The 12,271-nt window shown below is 76.8% G+C and carries 8 protein-coding genes; all 8 read right to left on the bottom strand.

Features of this window, described 5'->3' with window-relative positions; genetic code table 11:
* Nucleotides 1-94: 94 nt before the first annotated feature.
* Genes ACFRMQ_RS28770 through ACFRMQ_RS28735 form a run of 8 tightly spaced genes read right to left on the bottom strand, consistent with a single transcriptional unit; the run spans nucleotide 95 to nucleotide 12,111 of the window.
* On the bottom strand, nucleotides 95-1,777 hold the full coding sequence (locus ACFRMQ_RS28770) for a DUF6297 family protein (RefSeq protein WP_380733583.1): 1,683 nt from the start codon (nucleotides 1,775-1,777) through the stop codon (nucleotides 95-97).
* Nucleotides 1,768-2,556, bottom strand: coding sequence for an ATP-binding cassette domain-containing protein (locus ACFRMQ_RS28765; protein ID WP_380733582.1), 789 nt, complete (start codon nucleotides 2,554-2,556; stop codon nucleotides 1,768-1,770). The genes ACFRMQ_RS28770 and ACFRMQ_RS28765 overlap by 10 nt, the downstream gene beginning before the upstream one ends.
* Nucleotides 2,557-2,608: 52 nt before the next feature.
* Nucleotides 2,609-3,550, bottom strand: a complete 942-nt coding sequence (locus ACFRMQ_RS28760) for a thiopeptide-type bacteriocin biosynthesis protein (protein WP_380733581.1) — start codon at nucleotides 3,548-3,550, stop codon at nucleotides 2,609-2,611.
* Nucleotides 3,547-4,998, bottom strand: a complete 1,452-nt coding sequence (locus ACFRMQ_RS28755; protein ID WP_380733580.1) for a hypothetical protein — start codon at nucleotides 4,996-4,998, stop codon at nucleotides 3,547-3,549. Before ACFRMQ_RS28755 ends, ACFRMQ_RS28760 begins: the two co-directional genes overlap by 4 nt.
* 41 nt (nucleotides 4,999-5,039) lie before the next feature.
* Entirely contained in the window at nucleotides 5,040-7,043 is a 2,004-nt protein-coding gene (locus ACFRMQ_RS28750; RefSeq protein WP_380733579.1) for a YcaO-like family protein, read from the bottom strand.
* Entirely contained in the window at nucleotides 7,040-8,587 is a 1,548-nt protein-coding gene (locus ACFRMQ_RS28745) for a hypothetical protein (protein WP_380733578.1), read from the bottom strand. The genes ACFRMQ_RS28750 and ACFRMQ_RS28745 overlap by 4 nt, the downstream gene beginning before the upstream one ends.
* A gap of 1 nt (nucleotide 8,588) precedes the next feature.
* Complete coding sequence (locus ACFRMQ_RS28740) at nucleotides 8,589-9,596, bottom strand: hypothetical protein (protein ID WP_380733577.1); 1,008 nt, start codon at nucleotides 9,594-9,596, stop codon at nucleotides 8,589-8,591.
* Between the two features lie 4 nt (nucleotides 9,597-9,600).
* Nucleotides 9,601-12,111 carry a lantibiotic dehydratase gene (locus ACFRMQ_RS28735; protein ID WP_380733576.1) on the bottom strand — a complete coding sequence of 837 codons (2,511 nt, stop codon included), beginning with the start codon at nucleotides 12,109-12,111 and terminating at the stop codon, nucleotides 9,601-9,603.
* Between the last annotated feature and the right edge of the window lie 160 nt (nucleotides 12,112-12,271).

Raw genomic sequence — 12,271 nt, 5'->3', positions numbered from 1 at the left:
CCTCGTTGGGCTGCTGCTCCGGCTGTTCCAGCTGCACCTGAGTCAACGCCGCGCCGGGGAGCACCAATGGGTGCTCCCCGGCCCGGTGTTGGTGTCAGGGCTGGTTCTGGTGGGTCGCCGAGCGGGTGATCCGTCGGGCGGCGAGGGCGGTGGCCAGGACGGCGGAGACGGCGAACTGGCCGAGGACGGTTCCGCCGGTGAGGGCGGTGGCGGTGGCGGCGTGCCAGAGCAGGGGGGCGGCCACGGCGATGGCGACGAGGGCCGGGCTGCAATACCAGAGGACGAAGGGAATGACGCCGAACCAGTCCGCGGAAAGGGACATCAATTCATATCGGAGAGGTCCGCGATAGGCGCTCAGCAATGCCGCGGCGATTCCGGCCGGGGCGCCCGCGGTGAAGAGCAGCAGAACGGCGAGGAGAACGGTTTTCGGGGCCGATACCAGGGTGGCGGTGGCGATGGCCGCGGCCGAGCCCAGGACGGCGAGCAGGACGGTCGGCACCACCAGGTGGGAGAGCGCGATCCTGGCCGGGGCGAACGGGAGCAGACCGGTGCGGGTCGGCCGGTCGGTCTCCTCGCGGGCGGGTTCCACCAGTGCCGCGGCCGCCAGGTAGGGGCCGAGGCTGAGCAGGCAGCCCAGCCAGGCGGCGGTCGCGGGGGCGGGGTGGGCGTGGGAGGCCCAGAGCCGGGTGGCGTCGAGGAGGAGGACGGAGGCGGCGGACCAGGCGGCCGCGGCGGCGAGTCGGCCGGGGCGGCGCAGCAGGGCGGTGGCGTCCCGCCAGGGCAGCACCAGCCAGCGTGCCCGGGGCAGCGGCAGCCGCAGGCCCGGTCCGGTCCGCCGGGCGCGGGCGGCGGCCTGCGCGACCAGCGCGATCTGCCGGAAGTCGAGCAGCAGCAGGCCGGTGTGGGCCCGGCCGGCCGCGCGGGAGCGGAGCGCGAGGTCGGCGGTCGGCAGGGTGGCGAGGGAGCGGTCGGCGGCGACCAGAGCGAGGGCGGTGCCGGCCGCCAGGGCCACGGCCGCGAGCGCCTGGGTGGGGTGGAGGCCGCCGGACGTGCCGCCGAGTGCCCAACCCGCCCAGCCCCACGGGCCGGAGGCGGCCAGCAGGCCGGTGGTCGCCTGGTGGCGCCCGGAGGTGAGTCCGACGAGCTGCGCCAGGCCGAGGACGGCGAGGGCGGCCGAGCCGGTCCGTACGGTCCGGGCCCACCGCGCGGAGCCCTCGGCGAGCACGCCGACGGCCGCGGCCAGTCCGGCCAGCAGCAGGCCGACGAGGACGGCGAGTCCGACTCCGAGCGGGCTCGGCCGGTCGCCGGAGGCGGCCACCGCACTGCCCAGCGCGCCCAGCACGGCGCCGCCCGCCCCGGCGGCGGTCAGGGCCGCCGACAGGCGCGGGCGCAGCAGCCAGCGGCGGTCCACCGGCAGGGGCAGCAGCCAGCTGAGTTCCGGCGCCGACAGCACGACCGGGCCGAGCCACAGCGACAGCCGCAGCAGTCCGGCGGTGCCGAGGGTGCTGAGGCCGACCAGCAGTCCCGGGAGCCGGCCGTCGCCGGGGGAGAGCAGCGAGCCGACGAGGCCGGAGAGGGTGTCGACGGTGCCGGCCAGCAGGGCCAGCAGCACCACGGCGGTGATCAGCGCCGTCCACACCTGCCGGGTGCGGCCGCCCGCGGCGCGGCTCGCCCGGCGGGCCCGGGTGCGGCGCAGTTCCTCGACCGCGCTCCGGGCCGGGGAGACGGCCGAGGGGCCGGGGGCGGGCCGGGGTATCCGACGGCTGGTCAGCGCCATGGCGTGGCTCCCCGGTCGAGGACCTCGGCGGTCGGGCCGTGGTCGACGACCCGTCCGCCGTCCAGCACCATCACCTGGTCGGCGACCCGCTCGACCAGGTCCTGGTCGTGCACGGCCATGACGATCGCGGTGCCGTCGGCCCGGCTCTGCCGCAGTGTGTCGGCGAGCCGCTCCCGGGCGCCGGTGTCCAGGCGGGCCTCCGGTTCGTCCAGCAGCAGCAGGCGGGCCGGACGGACCAGGACGGCGGCCAGCAGCAGCAGTTGCCGCTGGCCGGCGGAGAGGGTGTCGGGGAAGGCGTCGGCCCGGTGGCGCAGGCCCAGCAGGTCCAGCACCCGGGTGCACCGGTCGGCGGCGCCCTGGCCGAGGCCGTGCGCGGTGGCGACCATCCGGACGTGCTCGGCCACGGTGAGGTCGGGGAAGCAGTCGGTGTCGTCCAGGAAGACGCCGACCTGCTGCCGGAAGCCGAGTTCGTGCTCCCGGACCGGGTGGCCGTCCAGCAGGACGGTGCCCCGGTCGAGCCGGTAGAGCCCGGCGAGCGCCTTGAGCAGGGTGGACTTCCCGGAGCCGTTGACGCCCACCAGACCGAGGCAGCCGCCCGGCGGCACGGCCAGCGTCGGCATGTCGAGCAACTGCCGCCCGCCCATGCTGACGTGGAGGTCGTCGGCGGTCAGCAGCGGTGGCCCGCCGTCGGCCGGTGACGTGGGCGCGGCCGGAGCGGGACGGGCCGTTGCGGCGGCTCCGGTCCGGCCCGGCGGCCTTCGACGGCGGTCTTTCCCCATGCGTGTTCCCCTGGCGCGTTGGTCGTTGGTCGTTGGTCGTGGGCCGGCTCGCTCAGCGCAAGCGTCGTACTGTCGTGATCAGCATGAACTCCTCGTGGACGAGGATGCCAAGCCGGTTGAGCGTCATATGAGTCTGCGAGATGGCGACGCCGGATCTGGTGAGGGCCCCCGGGCCGGTGGCGGGGTGCGGGCGCAGCGAGTCCACGGCCGCGGCGCACCAGGGGCCGACCGCCGAGTCGCGGGCGGCCAGCCGGGCCGCCGAGATGCCGCCCCGGTCGGCCAGGGCGGCCGCCAGGCGGGCCGCGCCGTCGCCGAGGGCGGCGGTGTCGAAGACCGGCGGCACCACGGATTCGGCCCACCGGCGCCAGTAGTCGGCGTACCGGGCGAGCTGGGCGTCGCGGTCGCCGCCCAGTCGCTCGACGCCGTCGGCCAGCTTCGTGATCGCCTCCAGGCCGATCAGCCGCAGCTGCGTCGCGGTCGGGGCCGCCCGGGCCACCCGGAGGGCCAGGTCGCTGGAGACCTCGAAGACCGCTTCGGCGGCGTCCAGGAGTTCACCGGAGCCGTAGCGGTCGCGCTCGGGGACGTAGTCGGCCGGGTGGACGCCCGGTGGCCGGACGCTGCCCGCCACGGTCCGGTCGACCGAGGGGTCGGCCCGGCCGCTGGCCCGGGCCAGCCGGGAGATCCGGTCCAGGTAGGCGGCGACGTCCCCCGGATCGTTCGAGGAGCCGTCCAGCGCGGCGAAGGCCGCGCGCACCGCGGCGTCCAGCTCGGCCGGCGACGACCGCTCGGCGGGGCGCAGCCGGAGGCGCAGGTGCGGGCCGCCCTCCCAGTAGCGGATGAAGAACCAGCGGCTGATCGCCCCGGCCTGCCGCAGTGTGGTGATCAGGTCGGCGAGCGGTCCGGCGACCAGCTCGTCGATCCGGTCGGCCGCCGCGAACGGCACGTGGACGTGCCAGGACAGCCAGCCGTCCGGGTTCGGGTGCGGCGCGCTCATCGGTCACCTCCGGTCGCCCCGGCCGGGGGGAAGCGGAGGTCGATCGCCGGTTCGGAGAAGCGGTTCCGGCCGCACGCGACCTGGTAGATGGGCACCAGGGTGTCGTGGGCGCCGATGGCCGCGGCGACGGTCGCGGCGTCGAAGCTGCGCAGCGGGCGGGCGAACAGCCGGGTGGAGGCGGCGCCCATGCACAGCTGTTGGGCCAGCCAGCCCACGGCGGCCAGCACGCCGGGGAACGCCGCCTCGGGGCCCTGTGGCCGGACGGCCCGTTCCGCGTCGACCGCCAGCATCCACACCAGGTTGCAGCCCGCCAGGTCGTAGGCCAGGCCGGCGGCCGGGGTCGAGTCGATGACGAGCCCGCCGCGCAGCGCGTCCAGGTCGCCGATCCGCCGCAGGCCGGCCGGCCCGGCGGCTTCCGCCGAGGACCCGAGCGGGGCCTCGTAGAGCCCGTCCGGCAGTCCGGCGACGGCGCGCACCGCGCAGAAGGCGCGTACGGCGGGCAGCCACTGGCCGAGGTACCCGGCGTCGGCCGCGCCGCGTGCGGCGGCGGTGAGCATGGCGGTCAGCCCGTCCGCGGGGATGCCGCCGTGCCGGGCGGTGAAGCCGTAGAAGCCGCCCGGGGCCCGGCCGCTGTTGCGTAGCCAGCCGACTTCGGCCCAGCTGGGGTCGTCGTCGCGGCCGGGCTCGTTCGCGGCGGGGCGGGCCACTTCGGTGGGGGCGAGCCGGAAGCCGGGCAGCACCGGTCCGGTCCGCTCGGCCAGCCAGTCGGGCCAGTCGCCGGCCGCGGGGCCCGTGACGGTCAGCGGAAGGCCGAGCGCCCGGCCGGTGTCGGCCAGCGCGGCCAGCAGGTGGCCGGTCTCCAGGCCCGCGAGCACCGGGCGCAGGTCGCCGTAGAAGCCGGGAAGCGCCGCGAGCGCCGAGGCCGTCTCCAGCCCGGCAGGACCGGCAGCACCGGCCGTCCCGCCGATCTCGACCAGCGCGTCCAGCTCCGGCACCACGAGGTGCTGCCCGGACCCGTCCGACACCGCCACCCGGACCGGGAACTTGGACCGCGGCGAGGGGTAGAGCCGGTGCTCGGCATAGGGGTTGACCACCTCGTGGCGCAGCGGGGCGGCGACCGTCGCGGCCACCTCGGCCAGGCCGATCCCCGCCTCGGCGGGACCGGGCGCGGGCCAGGGCCGGGCCGCGAGCCGCTCCCAGACCGTCCGCAGCGGGCGCTGCGGCAGGTCGCGGCAGGCGTCGGCGAGCCGCAGCCGCACCCGCTGCCGGTACGGCCGGGCCTGCGGGTCGTGGCGCGACGGGTCCTCGGGCAGCGCGGAGAGCCGCTCGACGAGCCGCCGGGCCTGGGCGGCCTGTCGTACGGACTGCTGCTCGGCCTGCTCGGCCTGCTCGGCCTGTGTGGGCGGTGCGGGCTGCTGGTGGCGCGGCCGGGTGGGGGTGCTGGGCATCGGGTCTTCCGAACGTCGGGACGGGTGGGTGGCGCCGGACCTCACGGGAAGGGGTGCACGCTGAGGCGGTCGGCGAGCGGGCCGTCCTCCGGTCCGGCCGTGGCGGCGGCCAGCCGGGGCAGCCCGAGGACGCGCTGGTGGGCGAAGCCGAAGCACATCGGCACCGCGCCGGGCACGATGGCGCGGACGGCGTGCAGGCCGACCCGGGTGTGCTCCCAGCCGCTCTGGTCGACGACGACGACCTCCGGCAGCCCGGCCGCGCGCAGCAACTCGCGTAGCCCCTCGGCGACTTCACCGATCGGGCCGACCGAGCCGACCGATGCGACCGAGCCGACCGAGCCGACCGATGCGACCGATGCGGCCGAGTACGGGGAGTCCGGGGAACCGTCGGCGGTGGGCCGCCCCCAGACGCAGTCGGCGAAGACCTCGGCGAGCGGCCGGGCGGTGCCGGACAGGAACGGTTCGAGGGCCGGGCCCGCCTCCGGCACCGAGAACCAGCGGACGTGGTCGGTCAGCGAGGTGACCTGCCAGGGGTCGGTGCGCAGCCGGCGGGCGGCCTCGTCGTCGCGGGCCACCAACTGTCCGAGCACCAGCGGTGCGAGCTCGGACAGCGCCCCGCGCACCGCCTTGTGCGGGTCGGGGTGGGCGCCGGCCGCGGTCAGGCTGAACCGGCCCGGCACCTCGGGGTTGAGGGCCAGCGCCCAGACCACCGGGACCGGGACGCCGCCGCTGACCCGCAGCAGATGGACCTGGTAGCCGGCCTGCCGCATCCGCGCGTGCAGCTGCCTGCTCAGCGGATCGGTGACGGTGCGCCAGTCGATCCGGGGCAGCGCGGCGCCCCGCCACCAGGACATCAGGAAGGCGTCGCGCTCGACGACTTCGAGCACCGCGTGGATCACGGCCTCGTCCCGGGTCGAGCCCAGGGCGCAGCCGTTGGACGACTCGTAGAGCACCCGGCCCCAGCGCAGGCCCGCGCCGGGCCGCGGGGTGACGTGGTAGGAGGCGGCTTCGAGCGGCACCAGCACCCGGCGGCCGTCCTGCCAGTCCGAGGCCTCGGCCCAGAGCAGCTCGGCGTCGGGAGTGAACGGGTCCACCCGGCAGGACGGGTGGTTCAGCTGCTCGTCGCTCAGCCGGCCGAGCCGGTGCGGGTCCAGGGCGAGGCCGGCCAGGTCGGCGTAGCGGGCCCGGACCGGCTCCCGGGCGAGCACCGTCTCCGAACCGGCGCGTTCCAGGCGCTCCAGGATGGCGGTCCGGGCCGCGGCCGCCACGTGCCGGCCGCGTCCGAAGCCCGCCGTCTCGGTGTGCTCGCCGGAGCGCGAGTGCATCGCGGCGACCAGCGCTCCGGGGGAGTCGGCGACCTGCTGGAGTCCGAGCACCGGCCCGAAGCGGGCGTCCACGCAGTGCTCGGTGAGCCGGTCGAGCCGGGTGCCGGTCGTTCCGGTGAGCCGGAGGTCGCCGTCGAGTGGAACTGACTGATCGTCAGGTTTCGTCCGGGCTGCGGGAGTACCGCAGTGGGGGCAGCCGGTGACCGTGCGGGCTCGCCGTACGGCGGCGCCGGTGCGGGTGACGGCCAGGACCTCGCCGTCGGCCGGTGTCCACCGCGCCAGCGCGTCGACCGCGCGGTGCAGCTGTTCGGTGGCGCCCCGAAGGAGCCGGGCGGCGGCGTGCGGCCGGGCCGATCCCGGCGGCACCGCCCGGCCGCGCAGCTGGGCGATCGCGGCGCAGAGCGGGCAGCCGGCGGTGCCGTCGGCCGTGCTGTCGGGGGACCAGCGCGGTCCCACCTCGACCTCGCCGGGCCAGATCCGGACCGGCAGCAGTGCTTCACCCGACTCGGCGCACCGGCGCAGCAGCGCGGGCTCGGACTCCGGGTCGTAGCCGGGGAGCACGGCGAGCCGGGCGCCGGCCCGTTCGGCGACCTGGCGCAGCCGGTCGGTCAGGTCAATCAGGTCGGCCAGGTCGGCCAGCTCGGTCAGTTCGGACAGGTCGGCCAGCTCGGCGGGCAGGTCCGTCGACGGTTCGGTCGCGGCGACCGAAGGGGTGCTCACCGGGCGACCTCCGCCGTCTCCGGGCCGCTGAGCCCGGCCACCTGGGCGTGCCCGACGATCGGGTCCGCCGGGTCCGGGGTCAGGCCCGCGCCGGCCGGTGCGGCGAGGAGCGGCAGCCCGGCCAGCTCGCCGCGCCCGGTGAGGGCGTGCAGCACACCGGTGTCCACCGTCTCCGCCAGCGTTCCGTCCGCGAACCGCACCGCCGCGTCGGCTTCGGGGCCGACCGGCACGGCCGCCCCGAGCCGGCGGCCGAGGGCCTCGACGGCCAGCGCCCGGCCGAGGGCGCGGCGCACCGCGTCGGAGGCGTCCTCGCCCCAGGCGCGGACCCGCTGCCCGCCCCGGTCGAGTTCGGCCAGCCGGAGCCCGCCGTGCTCGGGGTGGACCCGCCAGGCGGTGGTTTCCGGCCCGGCGACGGCCGGGGCCAGTTCCCGCGCGGGGCCCGGGAGAGGCCCGGTGGACCAGGCCGGCCCGGTGGCGCGGCAGCGCTCGGTGGTGGCGGCGCGGAGCCGCAGATCGGCGAGGGCCTCCTGCTCGGTGAGTCCGCTGCCGCGGTCCGCGCGGCCGCCCCGGACCGCGCCGCACAGCGCGTCCAGCCCGGCTTCCTCGTGGGACGTGCCCCAGCCGGCGGCCGGGGTCTCGCCGGGGCGGCCGCTCGCCCGCGCCAGCGAGACGGGCAGCTGCTCCCAGTCGTCCGGGGTGTCGAGCCGCAGCACGCCGACGAGTTCGTCGGCGGCGGGGTGGTCGGGGTCGATCGCGGCCCGCATGGTCGAACCGGGGTGGCGGCCGGCGCCGGCGGCCGCCAGCGGCACCACCCGCCAGCCGACCACCTCGGCGTCCACGATCCGCAGCCGGGGCCGGTCCTCGGTGCCGGTGAGCAGGGCGAACAGGCAGTCGGCGGCGAGCCCGGCGGCGAGCAGCCGGGCGGTGGGGCCGGCCGTGCCGGGGCGGTGCAGCCGGTCGTGCAGCCGGTCGTGTAGCGGCTGTCGCGGCGCCCCCGCGGGGAGCACCCACAACCGGCGGCCGGCGGCGTGGAGTTCGACCGTGAGGCGGCGGCCGTCCGGCAGCTCGGCGGTCAGGGTGAGCGGCGGCCGCGCCGTGCCGTCGGGTTCGACGGCGGCCGTCAGTCCGCGTCGGCGCAGTGCCTCGGCGCATGCCTCGGCGAGCGCCTGCTCGCCGGCCAGGGTGACCCGGGCCCCGGCGAGGGTGCGGACGGCCTGCTCCGGGTCCGCGGCGTGCCCCTGGAGGTAGAGGAGGGCATCGGCCGGGAGCGTGCTCCGCGTCGGGTCCGACGGGACCTCCAGCAGTGCCCGGCGCTTGGCCAGTTGGTCGAGGATGTGGCGGCAGACGGTATCGGCCGACGGGCCGCCGGCGGTGGCCAGCAGCGCCTCCACCGTGGTGGGTTCCTCCAGCGCGGCCAGCCAGCTCAGCACCGGCGGCACCAGGGCGGGCGGCAGCTTGAGCGCGAAGGACTCGAACGGCGACTGGATGAAGACGCCGGTGGGGACGACGCCGAAGACGACGCTCGGGCGCAGCATGACGGGCATATCAGACGGTCCTTCGGGAGATGCGCTGCTGCCAGCTCTCGCCGAGGAACTCGTCCACGGCGCAGGCGATCAGATGGCAGGAGAAGTAGCGGGTGGTGGGTTGCACGTCGAGCAGCGGCAGGGCCTCGTACAGCCAGTTGATCAGCACGCGGAATTCGTCGAATCCCTCGGGAGGGTTCTCCCAGAAGTCGAACCGGCGGAGCGTCGCGTGGAACTCGCTGGCCGGTCCGGGCTGTCCCGGGCGCTGCCCGGGCGCGGTGAGCAGCCGGACGTCCGCGGCGTGCTCGGCCGTCCGCAGCTGCGCGTAGGTCCGCTCGGCCAGCCGGTTGCCGGGCAGTGACGAGGCGGACCGCAGGCCGGTCCCGACCAGTTCGAGCGCGGCCGCCCGGTTCTGTCGGTAGGCCTGGTCGAACCGCTGCCGCAGCTGTTCGCCGTCGGGCCGGCCGGCGAAGAAGGCCTCGGCGTGCGAGCGCAGGGAGAGGGAGCCGAACCGCAGCCCGCCGGGGTAGACGGCGGCGGTGGCCGCCAGCAGCCCCAGGCCGAGCCCGCCGGCCTGGCTCCGGGCCCGCCCGGGGACCAGGGCTTCGCCCAGCACCTCGGCCATGCCCGTGTGGTAGGCCCGGCGGCGTTCGGCGAGCGGTCCCTCGTCCGGCGCCGTCTCGATGCTGACGGTGCCGTGCGGCGCCGGCCGTGGACGGTACCCGGTCCGCCCCTCCAGACGGCTGTTGCGTTCGGCGACGGCGGTGTACTCGGCCTCGGTCCAGGTGTCGGCCGGGTGGGCGGCCGCGGCCTCGGCCAGCCGTCGGGACAGGTCCTCGACGACGGTCCGCTCCAGGTCCGGCCCGGCGAGGTGCACCGCCAGGTGCGATCCGCCGTCCCAGCCCCGGCCGCAGTACGCGACCGGCAGGGTGTGGGCGGTCCTGAGCTCGCCGAGCAGCGGCAGCACGGTCTCGCTCAACAGCCGGAGCTTGCTCGGGTGGTAGTCGTGAACGCGGGCGACAGTGATCACGGTGTCAGCCGATCCGATCGAACTCGTACAGGTACTCCGCCGTCCGCCGGCCGGGCGCCGGCGCGGGCAGGCACTCCTCCAGCACCGGCCGGTCCAGGTCGGCGGCCGACTTGGCCAGCGCGGCCCGGCTCAGCGGGCTGGCCAGGTCGAGGTACCGGGGCTTGCCCCGCACCTCGGCCGGCCCGGCGGTCCAGTCCGGCAGCGCGGGCCGGTCGACCTGCTGCCAGGGCGGGACGGACTTGCAGAAGAGCCGGCGCGGCAGCCCCCACCGGGCCGCGAACCCGAGGAGCCGGTGGAGCTGTCCCCGCTCCTCGCCGGCCGGCAGCAGCGCGGCGAGCGAGGGGAGGTACCAGCGGGCCCGCTGGAGCACGATGCCCCGGTGGACGATCCGCGGTACGGCCACCACCTCGGCGCCGGCCCGTTGCGCCCGTTCCCGGTGGATGCGGTCGAGGCCGCCGGAGACCTCGCCGCCGCCCTGGAGCCAGAGCGCGATCCTGGTGGCGGCGGGCAGCAGGTCCCAGCGGGTGGAGGTGAGCACGAACGGGCTGCGGCCGTCGGGCCCGGTGAGGGTGAGGCGGCCGGCGGTGCCGGTGTCGGCCAGTACCAGCCGGCCCCAGTCGGCCGGGTCCAGCGGCCGGTCGAGCAGGTGCGGGTGCACACCGGTGTTGAGTCCGTGCGCGTGGCGGTCCTCGGCGTGGGTGGCGCCGAGCGCGGCCCGCAGCCGGGCCGAGGTCCGGGCGGTCGCGGTGCCGCCGGCCTTGGCGTCGGGCCACAGGAAACGCGCCAGGTGGGTGCCGAATCCGGCGAACACCGCGTTGCACACCAGGAGTTCACCGGCCGGCTGGAGCATCGCGGCGAACGAGGCCGGGCCGTCCGGCAGCAGCGGCGCGACCAGCTCGGACCACTCCTGGACGGCCGCGTCGGGCAGTTCGAGGACGCCGCCCGGCGGCACCGCGTCCAGCAGGTCGGCGAGGCGGGTGAGGATTCGTCCTCGGGTGGCCCAGAGGCGCTCGAACGCGCCGTCCACCAGGGGGTCGCCGACGGGCCGGCCGCGTCCGGCCGCCACCGCCGCGGTCAGGGTCTCCTCGGCCAGTGCCTCGGCGTGGTCGGCCAGCCGGACCTCGCCGCCTCGGCGGCGCACGGCGGCCTGGAGGCCCAGGCGCATGTCCAGCTTGAGGTCGAACACGGCCAGGAAGCCGAGGAGGCGGGCCATTTCGGCCAGTCGCTCCGGAGCGACCGGGGCGGGTGCGGCGGTCCGGATCACGGTGTCCTCGTACACCTGGAGCGGCAGCGGCGCATGGGTCTGCAAGTCGGCGTGACGGGAGCGGAGTTCGGCCAGCAGCTCCGGCCGGGCGGACGGGTCGTCCCGTGACAGCCGGTCGACGAGCCCGGCGATCGATTCGATCCCTCCGGCCAGTGACGGGTCCGACGGGAGTCCGGCGGGCAGCTCGGCCAGGAGTTCGGGCAGGAAGTGCTCGGAGTTGTCGCACACCGGCAGGGCCGGCAGCAGCAGGCCGATGTCCAGGCAGGAGCGGACGACCCGGTCGGCGGTCGCGGGCGGGCAGTTCAGCTCGACGGCCAGCCGCGCGGTCAGCTCCTCGCGGTCGGGGACGTCGAAGTAGACGAGCCGGACGACCGCGGTCAGCGGCGGCTGCCGGCGGACCGTGACCTGGCGGCGGCCGGCCGCGGTGAAGGTGAGGAAGGAGAGCTGCTCCGGCCCGGCCGCGGCCAGTGGCGCGAGCCGGACGTGCCGCGGCGGCCTGCCGGTCCGCCGCAGTTCCGCGGTGAGGGCGGCCTCCGCGATCGAGACGTAGCTGCCGCGCTGCACCTCGACGCCGCGGCTCAGCTCCAACTCCGGCCGGACGACCGGATCGTCCCGGTCGTACGCCACGGGCAGCGGGCCGACCGGCCGCAGCGCGACGCCGGTGAACTGGGAGCGCGGGCTGGTGCGCAGCATGGCGCGGTAGGCGTACGAGAGCAGTTGGTGCTCGGACTTGCGGTCCTGCCGGTCCCAGGCGCCGTCGTTGCGCAGGAACCTGGCTCGGGCCCGGTCCAGGTCGGCGCTGACCAGGGCGAGCGAGGAGGCGAACTCACCGCGTCCGCACAGCTCGGCGAGGCCGGCGCGCTCCGTGTCGCGCACGGCGTCCTGATCGGCCGCGAGGGCGTCCAGCCGGCGGTGGTACTCGCGTGCGTGGCCGTGCCACTCGCGCACCGCCGCCGGGCCGGCCGGCGCCTCGGCGAGCGGGGTGAACGGCTTGCCGCGCACCCGGCGCCGGAGCCGGACGTGGAGGTCGGCCCGCTCGGGCTCCTCCCGGACCAGGTCGTGCAGGGCCGCGGCGGCGCGGGGCGCGCTCTCGGCGGCCCGGGCGCGGGCGGTCGCGACCTGTTCCCAGGCCGTCGTCGCGGCATTCGGAAGGATTTCAGAGAAAGGAATGAGATTGATGCGTGATACCGACTCGCCAGCGGTTTCGAAAACCGTCGTGGAGTGCCCGCCGGACGCATTCCGATAGGCCACAGAATTCTCCGGTCTGGCGACGTGGAGTGAGGTCGTCGCCCATGGAACGTTGGCACGTCACCGGCTGCCGCCGAATTGTCCCGAGCGGTCCGGTCGGTCGGTCGCTTCCAGGGAAATGGAGCTGCCGGGCGGCCGGGCTCCGGCGCGCGGGAGGACCCCG

Origin of the sequence: Kitasatospora sp. NPDC056783 (assembly GCF_042789895.1) — a bacterium.
GTDB lineage: Bacteria > Actinomycetota > Actinomycetes > Streptomycetales > Streptomycetaceae > Kitasatospora.
This window is presented reverse-complemented; position numbering and strand designations above follow the sequence as displayed.

Bases quoted from the DNA above. Each gene is read 5' to 3' on its own strand.
- ACFRMQ_RS28765 (WP_380733582.1), bottom strand. From the start codon at position 2,556: ATGGGGAAAGACCGCCGTCGAAGGCCGCCGGGCCGGACCGGAGCCGCC.
- ACFRMQ_RS28760 (WP_380733581.1), bottom strand. From the start codon at position 3,550: ATGAGCGCGCCGCACCCGAACCCGGACGGCTGGCTGTCCTGGCACGTC.
- ACFRMQ_RS28770 (WP_380733583.1), bottom strand. From the start codon at position 1,777: ATGGCGCTGACCAGCCGTCGGATACCCCGGCCCGCCCCCGGCCCCTCG.
- ACFRMQ_RS28745 (WP_380733578.1), bottom strand. From the start codon at position 8,587: ATGCCCGTCATGCTGCGCCCGAGCGTCGTCTTCGGCGTCGTCCCCACC.
- ACFRMQ_RS28755 (WP_380733580.1), bottom strand. From the start codon at position 4,998: ATGCCCAGCACCCCCACCCGGCCGCGCCACCAGCAGCCCGCACCGCCC.